Genomic DNA, 19,505 nt, shown 5'->3' on the forward strand with positions numbered 1-19,505 from the left:
AAAGGAAGTGGAGGAGGAAAGAGCCTTAGGCTATCGGCAACGCGTGGAATGAGTATCGGCGACGCGCGGAATCATCATCGGACAAGCGCGCAGGAGGCAAAAGCTTCGGGCGCCTTCCCGCGAGGCCGCCCGCGATGCCGAAGCACGGTCATAGGCATCATTTCTGCGAAGGCTTAGCAGAAACGGGAATACTGTCGCCAGACCATGCTAATGAGTTGATGCCTGCGCTTCTTGTCCGGCAGGTTCAGATCCTGTCATCGGGGGCGATATTGTCGTTCAACGTGCGTAGCTTGCTCAGCGAGATCTGATACTGGCCGTTCTTTGGAGGTCTCTTGTTTTTGACTAGCTCCCAGACAATATTGCCGGGGCCATTGAACACTTCTTTGAACGAGCCGTTTTCGTCGATTTTCAGGACGAGCAGGTACGCGGGCTCTGAGCTGAGCCCGATAGAGCGTCTTTGGGTTACCTTAATTTGAACGTCCCGCTTGCGCTCATCCGTAGTGGTGCCGTCGTGGCGCTCGGACGATGATTTCGCTAGTTCGATGCCATAGCGCTCAGCCGCGTAAACTTCACCGATGCTTCCGAGGAGGTGCCCGTCGAGCGTGAAGCGACGATCATGCTTGTTGTAATCGCGTTCGAGCTGGTTGACGATGGCGTACAGCTCGCGGATAGTTTCGCTCAGCTTCTCGTCTTCGGGCATTTGTTCTCCTGCAAGTTTCGTGGTTATCGTTTGCGCTCCGTCTAATGGCCAATCGTCCGACCAGCGAAGTCGATGCTTGCAATGCTGTCTATACTGAACAGGCCAAGTATAGAGGAAGGATAGCAATGGATGACGGTATTCGGCCGATCGATGAAAACGGCGCCAGCGAATTGGTTTTCGAACGCGTGGAGCTAGGGGAAGAGCGGGATTTGGAGGAGCGACCGCTTAAGAGCAAAGTGATCAATGCGGGCGTTTTGGTGGTGGCCGCTTTGATCTCCCTTCTGCTGCTGGCCAACATCGCCTCATCGCCATCGACGTATTCGGGCATGTACGAGACGCTGGATGAAAAGAAGCTCAACGTTATGGGGCTGGCGGCTACTACCACGGCAGCTTCGGCTGCCATTTCTGTGCTCCCCGATGATACTGGCTCCGCAATTGCTAACAAGCTTGCCGATTTCGCTTCTTATTTCGTGGTTATCCTTTCGGTGATCTACCTCGAGAAGTTCCTTTTGACGACCTTTGGGTTCCTGGCGTTCGGGATACTGATACCGATGGCATGCGTGCTTTTTGCCATAGCCGTTTTCTTGAGACGAGGCACTTTGACAAAAGTGAACCTTCAGCGACTGGGCACGAAGCTCACGGCGTTCGGTTTGGCGCTGGCGCTGGTGGTGCCAGCGAGTGTTTGGCTCACGGACAACATCGACAAGACCTTCGATGAATCCATCGCCGCTTCTAATGCGGCAGCGCAACAAGCGACTCAGGAACTCGAAGAAAGCGTCCAAGAGGACACGCAAGAGGATAAAGGCCTCCTGGAGGGAATCGCTGACGCGATGCAAGATGGGTTCACCGCGATAACGCAGGGCGTTCAAGACGCGTTGGACAATCTGGGGCAACAGCTGAACAACATGATAGACACGGTGGCCGTGATGGTTGTGACCTCCTGCCTTATACCGCTTATTGTGCTGATGGTTTTCTTGCAGGTTGTCAAAATCATCACTGGCCTCGATTTCGGTGGCGTTTCCGCCGTCATGGGCGCTGCCCGCACTAGGGGACGTCGCATCTCTTCCTCGGTGAGGAAGCAGGTACAGCAGAGGTAGCTTTGCTGTTGGCGTGACGCTTCATTGCTTCTACCCATTTCCGTCGCAGATTGAAAGCTTCGGGCGCCTCCCCGTGAGGCCGCCCGCGATGCTGAAGCACGGTCATAGGCATCATTTCCTGCAAGCAGCTCGCAGAGGCCAGTGAGATCCTAGCCAAATTCGACCGCGTCGAGTTGCAGGGGCGGCCGGACCGCCCCTTGTTCTAGCGCAAGCGGTATCTTGTTCCGCGCGCCGAGCCTTCGGACGCGATAATGCCCATGCCCAGCAATTCGGCGATGAGTCCCTTGGCCTTGGTCGCCCCGCAGTTCAATGCGGATTCAACATCTCTACGTGTGAAACTTCCCTTTTCTTGGGCGACTTCTACGATTTTTGCGAGATCGTGGGAGAGGGCAAGTTGTGGAGCGGGCACGGATGGCTGGGCAGAGCTGGAAGAAGCCGGCGTGTGGTTTGTCTCGGAGGGAGAGCTATTGCTGGGTGCGTCGGTGTCAAGATAGAACGCAGACAGCTTCCCTGTGTAGACTTTTACCATTACGCGGTCTGGGTTGAAAAGCTCCTCGATTTCGGGCGGGGGAGCGCTTGCCGCTTTCGCAGCGTTGCTCATTACATCGAATCCGCTTCCCATTCGCTCACAAGCACTGATAAGCCCGAACATTCGCATCAGAGTCGGATTGCGCGCATCAGAAATTCCGCCCGCTCTCACCACATCGAGCGCTACGCGCGAATTGCCGGGATTGGCTATTTCGATTCGGTCAGAATATCTCAGAGCGACGATGCCTCTTCTTCCATAGTAGTCCGAATGAACGAGTGCGTTCGCGAGTGCCTCTCTTATTGCGGCGTGCATTTCGGTGTCTTCGATGCGCTGGAGATTGTTGTCGAGCGCAAACGGCTTCTTAAGGCCGCTTGTCAGTCGCGGTAGCGCTTCCGTCCAAAAATCGAAAAGGTTTCCCGTCCATGTTCCGTCTTGCGATGTGATGCGGTCTGCCCATCGGCGTTCTTGATCTGCTTCGCGATAGTCTAGGAAGTAGTTCGCATATTCCTTTGCGATTTCGTACTCGAAACCGAACATGAGAAGACCGGCACGTGTTGGATGAAATTCTCCCTCTCCATTTGTTCGTCCAATGGCATTCAGCTTCACGAGGAACCCCTCATCATCGAGCTTGAGCCACGGATGATTCGGTCGGGCAGCTGACACCACGGCTCGATATCGGCTTACCGTGTCCCACGAAAGAGCATCTAACGGGAACTCTTCAAGCACGGTGTCGTCGAGCGGCTCGTTGCTCGCATCGCGAATCATGGCAACGATTTCTTCGGATGAGCAGCGATAATCTCCCTCGCCATCTCGACGGTAGGTTCCCTTTTCCCGATTGCCGCAGATGTAGATAGGTCTCAAATGACGGTTGGCGCGAGGAACTTGAATGCGGATAATGTCGCAGTCGTTAATTGTCTCAATGGTGATCGAATCATCTGTGAGAATGTTGGCGCTGACTTTCGAGGGATTGTGCACTCCGTCCCAGAATTTCTTAACGAGCTGTTTAGGGTTCGGGACTCCGACGTACTCTACCTCTCCTTTTGGGCCTTCTTCTGCGCCGAGGATGATCAGCCCGCCGTTGGTGTTCGCGAAAGCGGAATAGGTTTCCCAGATGCTCTCGGGCACACCGCCTTTGGCGCGTTTTGCTTCCAGCTGACCATTCTCGCGCAATGTCATCACGGTGCCATCTTTCATGTTGCCTCATCTCTTAGTTAAAGTTTCGATGGCATTATCGGTCGTTATCGGTCGTTATCGGTCGTTATCGGTCGTTATCGGTCGTTATCGGTCGTTATCGGTCGTTATCGATTTGCTGGACGAGAGGCGCCCGCTTCCACCGCTGCTATCCTTCGGGCGGTGCGCAGCAGGTCGTAGTCATGCGCGCTGCGGGAGGGGAGGGCGGCGGCGCGCACGGCTTCACGGCAGACGTCCATGAACGCGTCGGCTGCTTCGCAGAAGCACGTGCGAGCGAACTCGCTGGTTCCATGGGCACACTTGAGACCGTCGGCGTAAAGCGTCCACGACTGGGGCTCGCGCTCGTCGCCTTCGCAGGCCAGCTGGAGCACCCGCGGCTCGCCGTTGCCGGCCAGTTCGGCTTCCAGACGTTCCACGCTGTAGCGCATCTGGTGGCCCAAGTTGGCCTTCCCCATGGCCGAAATGTAGCCCGTGGGCTCATCGAGGAGGTGCATCCTCGGCCGCTCGACGCTCAGGTTAAGGAATTCGCGCGCATCGCGCACAGAGACGTTGTCCATGGCAGGACTCCTTTCATCGATGTTGGCGGGACCACCGTGCCGCGCGGCCGGTTGGTGCCGGGATCGTCGAGCCAACTCTCTACCCCGACTCTGGATAAAATGCGCCAGCGCTCTCGCTGACGGAAGTGCAGTCTAGCAGCAGAAGGGTCAACCGCGCAAGAGGGAAGGCCGGGTATTGGTATACTCGTTTTCCGCGCTGGCCTGCGATGTTAATTCCCGTTGCTAGCGGCGTGGGGAGCGAGTAGCTACTATGGGCTCGCGAAAACTCGAAGAGAAGCGAGTGGAGCATCGGCTATCTGCGCGTGCTAAAGGCGCTCAAGATCGCTAAAACAAATCAAGGACGCTAAAAGAGATCAAGATTGCTAAAAGAGATCAAGGATGCTACGATCTTACTGTTGCGGCGGGCAGATGGCAGGAGGTTTCCGTGGCAGACAAGATTGCGAAGGTGCAGCAGGAGACCTTCAACCCATTTACGCCGGAATTCGGAAAAGTGCCCGCTTATTTCGCTGGTCGCGAACAGGTGCTCTCGGATATCTTGAGTGCCTTCGAAGAGCAGACGATGAATCTCTGCGCATTATTTGTTGGTCCGCGCGGATGTGGCAAAACGGCGCTCCTTACCTATCTCGGCAACGAGGCGTCTCGGCTCGGATGGGTAGTGGCCAACGTTTCGGCAACTTCGGGTATGCTCGAAGATATTGTCCAGCGCACCGAGGAGTCGGCTTCGCACCTCATTGCGGCCTCGTCCGAAAAACGTCTCACGGGCGTGAACATAGCGGGTATAGGAGGAGCGACTTGGGACGCGAAAAGCAACACGAAAGCGAATTGGCGCACCCGCATGAACAACCTTTTGGAGCGTCTCGGCGAAGCGGATATTGGCCTGCTGATAACCGTTGACGAAGTGGACGTGTCTCTCGACGAGATGAGCCACCTGGTTTCAACGTACCAGCATTTCGTGCGCGAGAATCGTAAGGTCGCTCTTGTCATGGCGGGGCTTCCCTTCCATATAAGCTCGCTTCTGAGCGGAAAGAACACGTCGTTTTTGCGCCGGGCTCAGCGGTTCGAGTTGGGCCCGTTGGCCTCCTATGAAGTTGAGGAGGCTTTCCGTCTGACCGTGGAAGAGGGCGGTAGGCTCATCAACGAAGAGGCCTTGGGCGAAGCCGTTGAAGCCATCGACGGGTTTCCCTTCATGCTGCAGCTTCTGGGCTACCGGGCGTGGCGAATGCATCCCGATGACGCCTTCCTGAGCGTTGACGATGTCCGTGCCGGTGCGCAGAGGGCTCAGCGCGAGTTAGAGGATCGCATCTTCGATGTCACCTATGCGGAACTCTCCCGAGCGGACAGGGCATTTCTTGCGGCAATGGCTCAAGATGGGAAAACAAGCCGCCGCATCGATCTGATGGAACGGCTGGGTAAGCCCTCGGGGCATATTTCCACCTACAAGAAGCGGCTCGTGCAAAGCGGCGTTATTGGCGAAACTCTCGATGGCGACTTCTACTTCGCATTGCCCGGCTTCAAGGAGTATGTCGAGCGGCGACAGGGGTAGTCGGTGCTTTTAGTGGCGCGGCCCTTAAGTTTTGATCGTTAGCAATTTCCTACGTAGACGTGCTTCAAATAGCGCCTCGCTACGTTGGCCAGGTGGTGTACGGTTTCGGGTGGGGTGGCGGGGCGGTCGGTAAGGCGGTGGCAGGGGAAGAAGCGGGTCAGGTGGTAGGGGGTCGACGGATCCAGCGAGGCGAGCCATTGGGCGGCCTCGGCGATTTCCTGGTCGCTGTCGTTCAGGCCGGGGATGACGAGCGTCGTTACTTCCAGGTGACAGCTGGGTGTGGCAGCCAGCACTTCTATGGTGTGCTTCACAGTTGCCAAGTCACCGCCGACGAGGTCGTAGAAGCTCTGGGTGAAGCCCTTCAGGTCGATGTTCGCGGCATCGATGAACGGTGCCACCTCGTGCAGCGGGCCGTCGTTCACGTAGCCGTTGGATACCAGCACGTTGACCAGGCCACGCTCGTGGGCGAGGCGCGCGGTGTCGCGGACGAACTCGAGGCCCACGAGCGGCTCGTTGTAGGTGAAGGCGAGCCCGATGTTGCCTTCGGTCACAAGCGATGCGGCCGCATCCACCAACTCGGCCGGTGCGATTTCGCGCCAGGGCACGTCGCGCTCGCCGGCGCAGGCGATGGAAGCGTTCTGGCAGAACGGGCAGCGCAGGTTGCAGCCGTAGGAACCTACGGAGAGCACCTTGCTTCCAGGGCGAAAGCGGGCCAGCGGCTTCTTCTCGATGGGATCCAGTGCCAGTGACGTGATGCGCCCGTAGTTGGCGTCCACCACCTCTCCACCCTCGGCGACGCGCGCACGGCAGAGCCCCGTTTGCCCCTCGACCAGGGCGCAGGCATGCGGGCAGATCGGGCACACGGCGCGATCTGCGCCAAGGCCGCAGGCCTCTTCCCCTGAAAAATCCTGCGCTGCGACTCTGCCTTCGGTATCTTCCACGACGCCTCTTTTCTCGTCTGCTTCGGCCGTCTTGCTGCCATAGTAGCGCAAGGGCGCCCCGCTGGCTTTGGCGGCTCGCATGCGCCGCCAATCCGATACCGATGCCGATGCCGATGCCGATGCCGATCCCTCTCGATTCCTTGCGGCGTAGGGGGGGGCGGAAGTTTGTCTGGAGCCAAGCCGGCTTTCGCGATCTCCGCGCCATTGCCAAGGGAGATCGGGCGCGCGGGCCGGACGGGACGTACCGTCGCATTCCATTACTGCTAAAATCATCAAAGCTGGCTGGCCATAGTGCGTAGAAAGAGGGAAACCATGGATCGTTTGAAGGACAAAGTCGCCATCGTCACCGGTTCCACCAGCGGCATCGGCACGGGCATCGCGAAGATGTTCGGCGCCGAGGGCGCGCGCGTGGTGGTGTGCGGCCGCAACGAGGAGCGCGGCGCGGCCGTCGTGGACGCCATCGCCGAGGTGGGCGGCACCGCCTGGTTCCACAAGCTGGACATCACGCGTCCCGAAACCGTGGACGCGCTGTTCGCCGACACCAAGGAGAAGTGGGGCTCCATCGACGTGTTGGTGAACAACGCCGCCGGCATGGCGCTGAAGGACGGGCGTGTGGACGAGATCTCCCTGGAGGACTGGGACGCCGTGTTCGCGAGTGACGTGCGCTCCACGTTCTACTGCACCAAGACGGTGCTGCCCTTCATGCAGGAGCAGGGCGCGGGCTCCATCATCAACATCGGCTCCATGGCCTCCTGCGGCGGCGATCTGGGCTCGACGGCCTATGCCTGCGCCAAGGCCGGCGTCGACATGCTGACCCAGTACACGGCGCTGCAGTACGGCAAGCAGAACATCCGCTGCAACTGCGTGCGCCCCGGCCTCATCGTCACGCCGCAGAATGAGGCGAAGGTGCCCCAGGCGCTGAAGGACATCTTCTTGGACAACATCGAAGTCGCTCGCTACGGCACGCCCGAAGACATCGCCGCCATGTGCGTCTATCTGGCCTCCGACGAGAGCTCGTACTTCACCGGTCAGGTGGTGACGGTGGACGGTGGCCTGAACTCCCACGTCTCCACGGTGGCCCAGTTCCGCGCCATGGCTTCCCGTACCTGGTAGCAGGGCGAGCGAGCGGCAGCAGAGCTGCTGAGCGTATTCAGCATCCGACGGCCCCGCACCAACATGCGGGGCCGTTTTTCATGCGTCGAAGGGCGACTTTCGGCCGAACGCGGGTTCTCTATTGCTGGGCGATTTGGTCAGCGATAGAATGCGGCCTCGTGTCTTTCCGCCCGCGACGACCCAAGGAGCCGAGTTTTCCCGCCATGCAGCAGCGCGATAAGTTAAAGCCCATCCTTTTCAGCATCATCAAGCATTCCAGCAAACAGGAGCTGAAGGAGCAGATTCCCAAGGACATCGTGGCGGGCATCGTGGTGGCGGTGGTGGCGCTGCCGCTTTCCATCGCGTTGGGCATCGCCTCGGGGGTGTCGCCGGAGCAGGGCCTCTACACCGCCATTGTTGCCGGGTTCCTCATCGCGTTCCTCGGCGGCAGCCGCGTGCAGATATCCGGCCCCACGGCGGCCTTCGCCACCATCGTTGCCGGCATCGTGGCCACCGATGGCATAGAAGGCCTCGTCGCCGCCACCATCATCGCGGGCATCCTGCTCATCTTCATGGGTCTGTTCAAGTTGGGCGCCCTTATCCGCTTCGTGCCCTTCACTATCACGACCGGGTTCACCGCGGGCATCGCCGTCACGCTGACCATCGGCCAGCTGAAGGACTTTTTCGGCCTTACCTATCCGCCGGGTACCGCCACGGTGGAAACGACGGAGAAGCTGGCTGCCCTTGCGGGCAACTTCTCCACAGTGAACGGGCAGGCGTGCCTGGTGGGTGTCGTCTGCCTGGCCGTGCTGTTCCTCTGGCCGCGCGTGACCGAGCGGGTGCCCAGCTCGCTTATGGCCCTGCTCGCGGGCATCGCGCTGGTGAGCGGGCTCGGCCTTGATGTCAGCACCATTGGCGACCTCTACGTCATCGACAGCGCCCTGCCCACCTTCCATATGCCCCACCTCAGCCTGGAGCTCTTCCGCGACCAGTTCGCCAACGGCGTCACCATCGCCATTCTGGCCGCCATCGAGTCGCTGCTGTCCTGCGTGGTGGCCGACTCCATGATCAGCGGTCACCATCGCGCCAACATGGAGTTGGTGGCCCAGGGCGTCGGCAACATCGCCTCGGTGCTCTTCGGCGGCATTCCCGCCACCGGCGCCATCGCGCGCACCGCCGCCAACGTGAAGGCCGGTGGCCGCACGCCCATCTCGGGCATGGTGCACGCGCTCGTGCTCATCGCCGTGCTCGCCTTCCTCATGCCCTATGCGGCGCTCATCCCCATGCCCACTATCGCCGCCATTCTGCTGTACGTCGCCTACGGCATGTCGGGCTGGCGCAACTTCGCGCACCTGTGCCGCACGGCGTCGAAGGGGGCTGTGGCCACGCTCGTGCTCACCTTCGTACTGACCATCGTGTTCGATTTGGTGGTGGCCATCGGCGTGGGCATGCTCATCACCGTGGTGCTGTTCATGAAGATGGTAAGCGAGGAGACCGAGGTCAAGGGCTGGAAGTACTACTGCGACGAGAACTCCGAGGTCACGCATTTGCGCGAGTTGCCGAAGAGCGTGCGCGTGTACGAGATCAACGGGCCGATGTTCTTCGGCATGACCGAGCGCATCGCCGACATCTCGGTGAAGGACTTCACGCGCTACCTGATCATCCGCATGCGCGGCGTGCCCTCCCTGGACGCGACGGGCATGAACGCGCTGGAGAACCTCTACGACTACTGCAACGCGAACGGGGTGAGCCTCATCTTCTCCCATGTGAACGAGCAGCCGATGAAGACCATGCGCCGCGCCGGCTTCGTCGATCTGGTGGGGGAGGAGCATTTCCGCAGCTGCATCGATGACGCCATCGCCCACGCCCGCGAATTGCTTGCGGCGGAGGAAGACGCTGAAAACCTGATGAAAACTCGCGGCTGACCTTCGCTGCAGGGAAGGCATGGTTTAGCATGAGCACACATATTTATCTAGCGGCTCCAAGAGAGAGGCTTCCCATGAAGTTCATCGTCACCGAAGATTACGAGGCCATGTCGCGCACTGCCGCGCGCGTGATAAGCGGTTATGTTTCCTCACACCCCGATTGCGTGCTGGGTCTGGCCACCGGCTCGACCCCTATCGGCCTGTACCGCTGCCTGGTTGAGGACTACGAGGCCGGCGCGCTGTCCTTCAAGGACGTGACCAGCTTCAACTTGGACGAGTACCGCGGCCTCGATCCGCAGCACGACCAGAGCTACCGTTACTTCATGGAGCACAACCTGTTCTCCCATGTCGATATCGACCCGGCTCGCACCCATGTGCCGGACGGCGCCTGCCCCGACGCTGCTGCCGCGTGCGCCGCTTACGAGCAGAGCATCGCCGAGGCCGGCGGTTTGGGCCTGCAGCTTCTGGGCCTGGGCCACAACGGCCACATCGGCTTCAACGAGCCCGCGCCTGAGTTCCCCAAGGAAACGCACTGCGTCGAGCTGACGGAGAGCACCATCAACGCCAACTCCCGCCTGTTCGATTCCATTGACGACGTGCCCCGTGAGGCGTACACCATGGGCATCGGCACCATCATGGCGGCCAAGGAGATCCTCGTGGTCGCCAACGGCTCCGACAAGGCCGATATCGTTCGTCGCGCCTTCTTCGGGCCGGTCACTCCCGAGGTGCCCGCCTCCATCCTGCAGTTCCATCCGAACGTCACCGTTGTGGTGGATAAGGAGGCCGGCGCCCTCTGCCAGTAGTGCCGGATCCCAGCTCTCGGCTGATCGGATCGCCCCGCTCTTGCACGTTGCTGTTCTGTCGCGCTGCAAGATGCGGGGCGTTTTTCGTTGGCCGTCACGTAGCGCGCGTCGGGCCCCTGCGAGGCAAGGCGACCGCAGCAGATGGGATGGTCGCGGTTGGCGGGGGCCTTGTTGCGTTCCCATATATAGCTCATTCGGGTGATGCGGCGGCCGGGCGCTGGTCGCTAAGATGTCTCTACTGTGGTGCACGCTGCGCCTTTGGGACGGCGAGCTATCGAAATGACGGCCCATCGGGTCGGTGGATGAAACGGGAGATGCAATGACGATCAAGCGCTATCTGTATGCGGGGTTGGGGCTGCTGTTCTTGGGGCTAGGGGGCATAGGCGTCATCATTCCCGTTATCCCCACAACGCCGTTTCTGCTGCTGACCTCGTTTTTCTTCCTGCGCAGCTCCGAGCGTCTGAACACGTGGTTCGAGGGAACCCGCATGTACAAGCGCTTCATCGCCAACTTCATGGAAACGCGCTCGCTCACACTGCGGGCCAAAATCCTGTGCGCTGCCCCCGGCGTGACCGCCATGCCGATGCTCGCGCTGGTGGTGCCGCAGTGGTGGCTGAAGGCCATCCTCATCGGACTAACCGTGTTCGAGATCTGGTACTTCATCGCCCGCATCGAAACGGTTTCGGTGGAAGAGGCCCGTGCCCGCGGCAAAGCCCGCGTCGCCGAGGCGAAGCGCGACCAGACTGTCCCGGCCGCTCCCGCCGCCGAGGGTCTCGCCCTGGTGGCCGAGGAGTAGGGCCCTATGAGGATCGCGTTTGTGATGGACGATCCGAGCGTGCATTCTAACGGCACGTCGGTGACGGCGGAGCGCTACGCCCTGGACTGGGCGCGCCGTTGGCCGTCTAATCCAACGCTTCTTGTCGCAGTGTCTACAGGTCGATGGCAACAAGGCGGCCTGGGCTGCGGCTCCAACCCAATCGCCTAGGATGGCCCACAGACCTTCGCGCTTGTCGCCGTGCTACCGCAGGCGTTGCAGGCGCGAGCCTTTTAGAAGCTGCGAGAAAGGAACCGTCATGGCCACAATTTCGAATCCGTTCGTGATGGAAGTGCCGCGCAAGCTGACTGACGAGGAGCTCGTCAACGCTATTCGCCAGGACATCATCGGGGAGCTTGAGGCTATCCACGAGTACGACGCCCACGTCCAGGCGACGGATAACGAGGATGCGAAGAAGGTGCTCTCCGACATCCGCGACGAGGAGCGCGAGCATATGGGCGAGCTGCTGGAGCTTTTGGAGCGCCTGGCGCCCGACGAGAAGGCCCTGCACGACGAGGGCCGCGGCGAAGTGCGCGAGATGCTGGACAAGTAGCGCGCCTGGAGCCGAGAACGGCCCGCCGCGATTGGCCTTGGGATATCGCGATCAGTCTATGAGAGCGCTGCCGGACGTATCGGTTCGGCAGCGCTCTTGTCGTTGGACGGGGCCGATATGGCCGCTGGGACGCCGGCACCGTCGGGCTCGCTTTCCGCCAGCTCGTTGCGCTCCACGGCCACGAGGGTCTGGGCTACCACGGCGTTGACGAGGGAGAGGCTGCCGCTATCCACATCCCCCGAGGAGCAGTCGATGGCCACCACCCCGTACAGGCGCCCCTTCATGCCGAGCGGCAGGTACTTCTCCGTCGCATCCCGCCAGCCCGGCTCGCCGTAGCCGGTGGGCGCGCGCCGCTCGTAGCAGGCGCGGGCCGCCGCGCTGCCCGCGGCCGGCGGCTCCCCCAAGGTGATGGTCACCGGCCGCCTCAGCACCCGGGTCAGGAACTCCTGGGCGAAGCTGCAGGCCGCCTGCGGGGTGGAACTCTCCAGCAGCCCGACGCTCAGCCGATTCAGCCGCCCCAGCGCGCAGGCCGTGCGCTCGGCCGCCTGCACCTGGCGGCTCATGCGGTGGGTGATCACGCCCATGATGAGCGACACGACGAGGAAGATGGCGAGCGCCGCCACGTCGGTGCGGCTGAGCACCTTCAGCGTGAAGAGGGGCGCGGTGAACAGGAAGTCGTAGGAGAGCAGGTAGGCCACTCCCAGCGCGGCGCCCCACAGCCCCGAGTCGGTCTCCAGGCTGGTGATGAGCACGCCCAGCACGAAGACGGGGAAGGCCACAAGCGTGCTCACCCCCAAGAGCGAGAAGCCCCACACGGCGGCCAGGCCGGCCCCGTAGAGCAGGGCAAAGGCGACCAGGTTGCGCAGGACGCGCCGTGCCGAGAGGGAGCTTCTCGGCGGGAATCTGCGACTGCTAGCGGCCATGGCGAACTCCTTTCCGAATCATCGACGCCAAGGTGCCCACCCCCATGAACAGGGGGATGATCTCGAGACGGCCCAGAAGCATCCCGGCGCTCCCGATCAGCAGCGGCGCGGGGCCGCTTTCCGTACCGAGGAAGCCCGTGCCCACGCCGGTGCTGCCGAGGCACGAGATGAAGTCGAACACTGCCTCCTGCAGGGTGGCCCCGCAGAGGATGAGCGCGAACGCACCGGCCGCGCACAGCAGCAGGTACAGAACCACGTAGGTCTGGGCCTCGGCCACGTCCACCTCGGTGAGCACCGACCGCTTCCCGAAACGGTTGATCTTGATGCTCGTCACATGGCGCTTGTTGCCGTAGCGCTCGTGCAAATCGTGGCCGAGCCCCAGCGAGGCGACGGCGACGCGGTAGAGCTTGATGCCGCCGGAGGTGGAGCGCGCCTCGGCCCCGACGAGCATGAGCAGGCCGAACAGGAACAGGAGCGCCGGCCCCAGATCGGCGAAGGAGGGGATGGTCTGAAACCCCGTGGAGGTCAGGATCGACACGACCTGGAACGTGCCCTGCCGCAGCGCCTCGGCTCCGTCGCCGCTGACGCCCTGGCCTAGGAAGAAACCGGCCACCACCAGGGCCATGACGGCGATGGTGCCGAAGTACAACGGTGTCTCGATGTGGGTGAGGAACGCCTTGAGCTTGCCGCGCAGCAGCAGGAACAGCAGAAGGAAGTTCGTGCCGCCGGCCACCATGAGCACGATGGTGATGGCCTCGATGACCGGGCTGTTCCAATAGGCGATGCTCTCGCCGTGGGTGGCGAACCCGCCGGTGGGCACGGCGCACATGGAGATGTTGATGGCGTCGAAGGGGGTCATGCCGGCCGCCCAGTAGGCCACGGCGCCGGCGATGATGAGCCCGTTGTAGATGAGCAGGATCATGCGGGCGGTCTTGGCGGCGCTCGGCAGCAAGTGGTCGGTGTGGCCCTCGGCGTTGTACACGCCCAGGCCGCCGGTCTGGGTTACCACGCAGGTGAGGATGAGCACGAGCCCCACACCGCCGAGGTAGCAGGTGAGGCTGCGGTGGAACAGGAAGATGGCCGGGCAGGTGTCCACGTCCACCACGCTTAAGCCCGTGGTGGTCAGCCCGCTGGTGGACTCGAAGACGGCCTGGACGGGGGAGAGCAGCCCCGCGGCCACGTAGGGCAGCGCGTAGACGGCGATGGCGAGAACCCAGACCAGCACCGTGCACGCGGCGGCCTGCCCGCGGGTAAGGCGGGCGCCCGGGGCGGGGTCGGGCGAGGCGAAGTACACGAGGTAGCCCGCCATGGCCGCGCCGATCCCGGGGAAGATGAAGCACGGCGCGAGGGCCACCTCGTCGGGGTAGGCCGGCAGCACCGCCAGGGGTGCCAAGCCCGCCAGGCCGACGAACATGACGGCCACGCCCACATAGCGCGCGAGCAGGGGCCCGGGGCCGGAGCGCTCGCCGCCCGGCTCGCCCAGGGCGATGGCCGCCGCAAGGTTGTCGCCGCGCGTCTTTCCCATGACGGTCACCGGCGCTCTTTTCCCAAGTGGTGCCACGAGCCCAGAATCGAGCGGAAGGGCGAGGGGGCACCGGGGTCTTCCTCGTCGTCGGCGGTGCCGTCGGCGCCGTCCCCTTCGCCGTTGCCGGCCTCGGCCGCAGCGGCGGCCGCCGCCGTGGCGGCCCGGGCCTTCGCGTCGGCGGGGTCGGGAAGCTCCAGGGCCCCGCGAATGGCCTGGGCCAAGGTGGCCGTGGCGCTGATGGCGGCCGTGACACCCAGCTGGCGGAAGATGGCCGTGTTCTCGGGGTTGGACACGATGCACAGCTGGATGCGGATGCCGAGGAACTTCTTGGCCACCTGGCAGATGGCCAAATTGTCGGCGTCGAGGCCGGTGAGGGCCACGATGGCGTCGAACCCGGCGACGCCGGCCTCCTCGAGCACGGCCAGCTTCATGCCGTTGCCCCAGATCACCGTGCCGTCATGGCGGCTGGAGAGGTACTCGCAGAAGCGGCGGTCGTCGTTGATGGCCACGACGGTGTCGACGGTTTCAGCTAAGGCGCCCATCAGATAATCGGCCCGGGAGCGGCCGCCCACGATCACCACCCTCATAGGTCGGCCTCCTTCCGCGTCAGCCCGGTGAGGCGGAAGAACTCGTCCTCGCAGATGCGATGGGGGCAGATGGGGGCGATGCCCATGTCGTCGAGGATGTCCGCCAAAGCGTCGTCGTCCACGAGGGGCAGCACGTGGGGCACGCCGAAGATCTCGCTGGCCAGCTCGGCGATGAGCAGGTTGGAGGCGTCGTCGCCCGTGGCGGCCACCAGGTGGGTGGCCCGGCGCACGCCGCACTCCTCCAGCACCAGGGCGCTCTTGCCGTCGCCGGTGAGCGTCTCGCCGTCGAAATCGGGCCCCAGCCCGTCCAGGGCGTCCTCCTGCATGTCCACCACGATGACGTCGTGGCCGGCCGCCGAGAGCGCCTGGGCCACGGCGCACCCGAACAGGCTGCATCCGACCACGATAATGCGGGCCCTCTTCGCCACTGCTTATTCCTCCTTCGCGCAGGTCTTTTCACGGGAAAATGCTAATGATTGCAACGGCGGCGGAAGGCGAGAAGGGCGAACTGTCACCAAGCAGTGACGGGGCCGAGGACTGGGAGGGCGCCCGAATGGCGAGGTCGCGGTAGAGCCTATGAAACGGTAACGGATGGCGGTCGGCCCGCGCCAGCCGGGGAACTGGTGGAACGAGCACGTGAACTGCGCCATCGCCCTGTGGTGCGACGAGGCGACCTTCCGCGCCGTGCAGGCCTGCGCCGAGGACCGCCGCGCGCATACCGGCACCTACAACCTCATCACCTACAACTGCCTCACCTTCTGCGACGAGGCGCTGGCGGCCGGCGGCATCCACCTGCTCACGGAAAGCGGCCGCGAGCTGCACACCATCGTCCCCAAGGACGCCTTTAGGGACGTGGGCCGGGTGGAGGGCGCCCATCCCTTCGAGGCGTGGAAGTACTGGTTCCCCCTCGGCGAGCCGCCGTCAAACGGCCTGCGCACCATCCAGGACGTCCCTGGTCGGGACAAGCCGTTGGAATAAGCGCTGCGATCTCGGCATTTATCTGGTACAATCTCGCCTTTCTGGAAGACGGGCGCCCCATGATGCGAGGATTGCCGAAAGTCGGCGGAGAGGTGGCGTCGGGTGTTGGACGGCTGTGTGGGGTAAAAGGCCACGGACGGCGGCCGGACGAGGCACGCGAGCTGAGCGGGAAACGGGAGACGAGAAGATAAAAAGTGAGGAGGGGCGATGATCGTTGAGGCCATGAAGGGCTATCGAGCGGCCGATCTGCCGAAGGACGCCGTCGCGGGCCTGGTTATCGCCGCGCTTTCCATCCCCATTGCTATGGGCTATGCGGAGGTGGTGGGGCTGCCGGCCATCTATGGCCTGTGGGCCTCCATCGTGGCGCCGCTGGCCTTCGGGCTGCTCACCGGCACGCGGCGGGTGGTCTTCGGCATGGATTCGGCCGCGGCCGCCATGACCGCCTCGATGCTCGCCGCCGCCGGCATTGCGGCCCAGGGCCAGGACGCCATTGTCTCCGCCATGCCCCTGCTCACGCTTCTCACGGCGCTGTTCCTGCTGCTGCTCGGCTGGGCCGGTGCCGGTCGCCTGATCCGCCGTATGCCGCTGCCGGTCATGCACGGGTTCATCTTCGGCATCGCGCTCACCGTGGTCATCGGCCAAGTGCCGCTGCTTCTGGGCACGACGGCCGACACCTCCGGCGCCATCGTGTCGAAGGTCGTCGCCATTGTCTCGTGCCTGCCGGGCGCCTCGTGGGCCTGCGCCGTGGTGTCGGCTCTCTGCATCGCTGGCATGTATCTCCTGAAGCGCTTCTTCCCGAAAGTGCCCTCGGCCATCGTGGTGCTCGTCGCGGCCGCGCTTGTGTGCAACGGGCTGGCAGCGGCGGGGCTTCCCATCGTCTTCCTTCCGCAGGTATCGGGCACGCTGCCCCATATCGCGACCGTGCTGCCCGAGGGGCTCGACATCGTGGCACTGCTTCTGGCCGCCTTCGCCATCGCGGTGGTGGTGTCGTTGGAATCTTTGCTGTGTGTCGAGGCGTTCTCGGCGGGCGATGTGCCCGCGCCGTCTCCCGACGGCGAGATGCGCACCTTCGGCCTGGCCAACGCGCTGGTGGGCCTCATCGGCTGCCCGCCGTGCTCGGCCTCCATGTCGCGCACGGCTGCGGGCATCGCCTCGGGCTCCTTCTCCCAGGTGGCCAGCGTGTTCTCGGCCCTCATTGTGGCCGTGGTCGCCTTCGCCGCCGGCTCGTTCATGGGCTTTCTGCCCCGCTGCGCCCTGTCGGCCATCGTCGTGGTGGCCCTGCTCGACATTGTCGACTTCGGGAAGATCACCACCTACGCCTTAAAGACGCGCCGGGAGTTCATGGTCTTCGCCGCCTCGGCGGCCCTCGTGGTGCTGCTCGGCGCCGTGGCGGGCATCCTGGGCGGTTTCATTCTGGCGCTCGCCCTGCGCGCCGGCCGAGAGAAGATCGACACCTCCGGCCCTGAGCTTTTGGGCGCGGTGCCCTACAAGCCCGACGATCTGCCGGCGAAGAAGGACATCGAGGTGGGCTACGCGCTCGGCATCGCGAAGCTCTCGGGCGATTTGTCCTTCATGAACATCGCGAAGGCCCAGGAGGAGATAGAGGCCGCCGCTGCCGGCAACGAGGCTCTCATCCTGAAGCTGTCGAAGCTCGACACCATCGACACGACCGCCGCCGACAAGCTGGACGAGACGCTGGATTCCCTCATGGCGCGCGGCGTGCACGTGAAGCTCGTGCGGCCCATCAAGGAGACGAGCGACCACTATACCCGCTACGAGCTGCGCCGACTCATGCAGGACTTCAAGTTCTACCCGTCGGTGCGCACGGCCATGCACTCGCTGGCCGAGGAGTACGCGGCCGGTATGGAACCCCAGCGCCCCGACACCTGGCTCGCCGATGCGCCGGCGCCGCGCCGGTTGCGGAAAGTGGCGGCCGAGGCCTCCATCATCGACGGCGATCGTCCCGTGGTGGCCATCGCCGGCTTGCGCAACCACGCCGGCGACGTCGTGGACTCCGACGGCGCCCCCTTTCTGGAGGACATTCGCGGCAAGTTGTCGTTTCTGCAGTCCCGCCGCGCCTTCCAGTTCTCTGCCGACTATTTGGAAGGGGCCGCGCGCGGGCAGGCCGACGAAAACGGGCACTTCTTCTCGAAGCTGCTTTTGTGGGACGAGGTGACCGGCGAGGTGGTGCTCGACTACCGCGGCGGCGCCATGCGAATTTGCCGCGACGAGGCGGTGGCCGTGGCCCTCATGGAGCCCATCGACCGCACCATCCGCGAGTTCGCCCTGGCGCAGTGAGCGTTGCGCCTAAGCGCGCGGCAAGGGCGCTGCCGGGCGCACGTTTTCGATTACTCCTCTAGCTCTTGCTCCAACTGGCGACGGCGGTCGATGGCGCTGTGGAAGGTGGCGGCGAACAGGCCGAAGGCCAAAAAGAACGCCAAGGTGAAATAGACGACGCCCATGGCGATGTCTCCGCCCCAGGTCACGTTCTCGACGCCGACGATCTGCACTTCCGCGAGAATGCGCATGACCGTCGTCGTTACGCCCAGCCCGAGGCCGCACAGAAGCGACACCAGGGCCACGTAGTCCCAGGGGATGCGATCCGATTGGGCGATGCGCGTATGGGTGTCGAAGGTGCCGCTGCGCACCTGCAGGTAGGTGGAGATGAGGCCCGAGGCGAGAATGATGATGAGCAGGGCGGTGTCGACCGGGAAGACCGATTGCCCCAGCGGCGTGAGCAGGGGGTGTCCGGTCGTCTCCGCCACCTGGTTCAGCATGATACCGTAGTACAGGCACAGGGCCGAGCCGATGATGAGAATGGTGTAGCCTACCGCGGCGCAACGGTTCGCCTCGGCTGTCAGGCGCTCGTCTTTCGGGCCCATGAACTCGTTCCAGCGATCGATGATTTTCATGACGGAACCTCCTCGTTCCAAAGTTGTGTCGTTGCAGGGGGTGTTCTTCTTTGGCGCGAGCTCTGCTCACGATGTGGCGTCCTCGTCCCAGAACAGGTCGTTCAACGTGACGCCCAGCGTTTTGCAGATGGCCGTGCAGAGTTTGAGGCTCGGGTTGTAGCGCCCCGCCTCGATGAGTCCGATGGTCTGCCGCGTGGCGCCCACGCGCTCGGCCAGGTCGGTTTGGGAAAGACCGAGCCGCGTGCGTGCGTCCCTCATCCGCAGGTTTTTCTCTTCGTTCACGAAATGTTCCGCTCCTTTCTGCACGCTCACTGCTATGTTGCGACTGAACGGCGCGTCTCCGGATCCGAGCGCCTTGATCATCCCGTCGGGATCGCTGACCATCCCGTCGGGATCGCTGGCTACCATGTTGCGCTTGAATGGGTGCTCTCTTGGATCCCTCTCGTACTTCTTGGGTAATGCAAGATATATCTTCCATTTGCAAATTATATATTGCATTCCTGAGTTGTCAAGAAGTGAGGTAACCCTTGGAGACAAGGGGAGTGTTTTGCACAGGACAAAATTCCGAGTTGTTAGACATTTCCTGCGGCCGCGCGTCGGCCTCGGAGGGAGCTGCGTAAAAGACGACTGAAGAAATGCCTGATCGCGCTATATTCCGGGAAGGGGCGATCAGGCAAAGTCTTGCAATCGTTTGGGCGGAAGTCTAACAAGTCGAAATTCTTGCCCAGACAACCTCGGACCCGCTGTTAAACCACCATTGACATATAGCCGTACCTCTCCCCGATGCTGACGCGGTTGGCCAGGCTCAGGAAGGGATGCGACTCCAGGTGCGTCA

General features: G+C 62.9%; 19 protein-coding genes. 9 read left to right on the forward strand and 10 right to left on the reverse strand.

Annotated features, from left to right (window positions below; all coding sequences use genetic code 11):
- Nucleotides 1-244: 244 nt before the first annotated feature.
- Nucleotides 245-700: a DUF6998 domain-containing protein gene (locus tag ACW4QM_RS10850; protein WP_157012862.1), complete on the reverse strand. Its 456-nt coding sequence runs from the start codon at nucleotides 698-700 to the stop codon at nucleotides 245-247.
- A gap of 125 nt (nucleotides 701-825) precedes the next feature.
- On the opposite strand from ACW4QM_RS10850, the gene ACW4QM_RS10855 reads away from it, so the two are divergent.
- Complete coding sequence (locus ACW4QM_RS10855; protein ID WP_157012863.1) at nucleotides 826-1,797, forward strand: hypothetical protein; 972 nt, start codon at nucleotides 826-828, stop codon at nucleotides 1,795-1,797.
- A gap of 202 nt (nucleotides 1,798-1,999) precedes the next feature.
- Here the strand turns inward: ACW4QM_RS10855 and ACW4QM_RS10860 are convergent, their stop codons facing one another.
- Nucleotides 2,000-3,520 carry an ATP-binding protein gene (locus ACW4QM_RS10860; protein ID WP_161128381.1) on the reverse strand — a complete coding sequence of 507 codons (1,521 nt, stop codon included), beginning with the start codon at nucleotides 3,518-3,520 and terminating at the stop codon, nucleotides 2,000-2,002.
- 104 nt (nucleotides 3,521-3,624) lie between these two features.
- Nucleotides 3,625-4,074 carry a hypothetical protein gene (locus tag ACW4QM_RS10865; RefSeq protein ID WP_161128382.1) on the reverse strand — a complete coding sequence of 150 codons (450 nt, stop codon included), beginning with the start codon at nucleotides 4,072-4,074 and terminating at the stop codon, nucleotides 3,625-3,627.
- A gap of 424 nt (nucleotides 4,075-4,498) precedes the next feature.
- On the opposite strand from ACW4QM_RS10865, the gene ACW4QM_RS10870 reads away from it, so the two are divergent.
- Entirely contained in the window at nucleotides 4,499-5,617 is a 1,119-nt protein-coding gene (locus tag ACW4QM_RS10870) for an AAA family ATPase (RefSeq protein WP_198161068.1), read from the forward strand.
- Between the two features lie 38 nt (nucleotides 5,618-5,655).
- On the opposite strand, the gene amrS is transcribed toward ACW4QM_RS10870, so the two are convergent.
- Complete coding sequence (amrS, locus tag ACW4QM_RS10875; protein WP_302148458.1) at nucleotides 5,656-6,558, reverse strand: AmmeMemoRadiSam system radical SAM enzyme; 903 nt, start codon at nucleotides 6,556-6,558, stop codon at nucleotides 5,656-5,658.
- A gap of 312 nt (nucleotides 6,559-6,870) precedes the next feature.
- On the opposite strand from amrS, the gene ACW4QM_RS10880 reads away from it, so the two are divergent.
- From ACW4QM_RS10880 to ACW4QM_RS10900, 5 genes are all read left to right on the forward strand, one after another.
- Nucleotides 6,871-7,671, forward strand: coding sequence for an SDR family NAD(P)-dependent oxidoreductase (locus ACW4QM_RS10880; protein ID WP_157012867.1), 801 nt, complete (start codon nucleotides 6,871-6,873; stop codon nucleotides 7,669-7,671).
- Between the two features lie 203 nt (nucleotides 7,672-7,874).
- Complete coding sequence (locus tag ACW4QM_RS10885) at nucleotides 7,875-9,575, forward strand: SulP family inorganic anion transporter (protein ID WP_455798446.1); 1,701 nt, start codon at nucleotides 7,875-7,877, stop codon at nucleotides 9,573-9,575.
- A gap of 74 nt (nucleotides 9,576-9,649) precedes the next feature.
- Nucleotides 9,650-10,378 carry a glucosamine-6-phosphate deaminase gene (nagB, locus tag ACW4QM_RS10890; protein ID WP_022740593.1) on the forward strand — a complete coding sequence of 243 codons (729 nt, stop codon included), beginning with the start codon at nucleotides 9,650-9,652 and terminating at the stop codon, nucleotides 10,376-10,378.
- A 319-nt stretch (nucleotides 10,379-10,697) separates the two neighbouring features.
- Nucleotides 10,698-11,174 (forward strand): YbaN family protein, encoded by a 477-nt coding sequence (locus ACW4QM_RS10895; protein ID WP_455798447.1) that lies wholly within the window; start codon nucleotides 10,698-10,700, stop codon nucleotides 11,172-11,174.
- Between the two features lie 277 nt (nucleotides 11,175-11,451).
- Nucleotides 11,452-11,745: a ferritin family protein gene (locus tag ACW4QM_RS10900; protein ID WP_022740591.1), complete on the forward strand. Its 294-nt coding sequence runs from the start codon at nucleotides 11,452-11,454 to the stop codon at nucleotides 11,743-11,745.
- Nucleotides 11,746-11,801: 56 nt separating this feature from the next.
- Here the strand turns inward: ACW4QM_RS10900 and ACW4QM_RS10905 are convergent, their stop codons facing one another.
- The 4 genes from ACW4QM_RS10905 to ACW4QM_RS10920 are packed head-to-tail and all read right to left on the reverse strand — an operon-like array spanning nucleotide 11,802 to nucleotide 15,208.
- Nucleotides 11,802-12,668, reverse strand: coding sequence for a DUF4118 domain-containing protein (locus ACW4QM_RS10905; RefSeq protein ID WP_455798448.1), 867 nt, complete (start codon nucleotides 12,666-12,668; stop codon nucleotides 11,802-11,804).
- Nucleotides 12,658-14,193 carry a TrkH family potassium uptake protein gene (locus ACW4QM_RS10910; RefSeq protein WP_455798451.1) on the reverse strand — a complete coding sequence of 512 codons (1,536 nt, stop codon included), beginning with the start codon at nucleotides 14,191-14,193 and terminating at the stop codon, nucleotides 12,658-12,660. The genes ACW4QM_RS10905 and ACW4QM_RS10910 overlap by 11 nt, the downstream gene beginning before the upstream one ends.
- A gap of 5 nt (nucleotides 14,194-14,198) precedes the next feature.
- A complete protein-coding gene (locus ACW4QM_RS10915) occupies nucleotides 14,199-14,780 on the reverse strand; it encodes a potassium channel family protein (protein WP_157012872.1) in 582 nt (193 codons plus the stop codon).
- Entirely contained in the window at nucleotides 14,777-15,208 is a 432-nt protein-coding gene (locus ACW4QM_RS10920) for an NAD-binding protein (protein WP_022740587.1), read from the reverse strand. The genes ACW4QM_RS10915 and ACW4QM_RS10920 overlap by 4 nt, the downstream gene beginning before the upstream one ends.
- 163 nt (nucleotides 15,209-15,371) lie before the next feature.
- Here ACW4QM_RS10920 and ACW4QM_RS10925 point away from each other — a divergent pair, with 163 nt between their 5' ends.
- Both ACW4QM_RS10925 and ACW4QM_RS10930 read left to right on the forward strand, forming a co-directional pair.
- Nucleotides 15,372-15,758, forward strand: a complete 387-nt coding sequence (locus ACW4QM_RS10925) for a C97 family peptidase (protein ID WP_157012873.1) — start codon at nucleotides 15,372-15,374, stop codon at nucleotides 15,756-15,758.
- A gap of 207 nt (nucleotides 15,759-15,965) precedes the next feature.
- A complete protein-coding gene (locus ACW4QM_RS10930) occupies nucleotides 15,966-18,056 on the forward strand; it encodes a SulP family inorganic anion transporter (protein WP_455798449.1) in 2,091 nt (696 codons plus the stop codon).
- 50 nt (nucleotides 18,057-18,106) lie between these two features.
- Here the strand turns inward: ACW4QM_RS10930 and ACW4QM_RS10935 are convergent, their stop codons facing one another.
- Complete coding sequence (locus ACW4QM_RS10935) at nucleotides 18,107-18,670, reverse strand: hypothetical protein (protein ID WP_455798450.1); 564 nt, start codon at nucleotides 18,668-18,670, stop codon at nucleotides 18,107-18,109.
- A gap of 66 nt (nucleotides 18,671-18,736) precedes the next feature.
- Entirely contained in the window at nucleotides 18,737-18,952 is a 216-nt protein-coding gene (locus tag ACW4QM_RS10940; protein ID WP_222705437.1) for a helix-turn-helix transcriptional regulator, read from the reverse strand.
- Between the last annotated feature and the right edge of the window lie 553 nt (nucleotides 18,953-19,505).

The sequence above is a fragment of the Adlercreutzia sp. CNCM I-6207 genome (assembly GCF_977072305.1).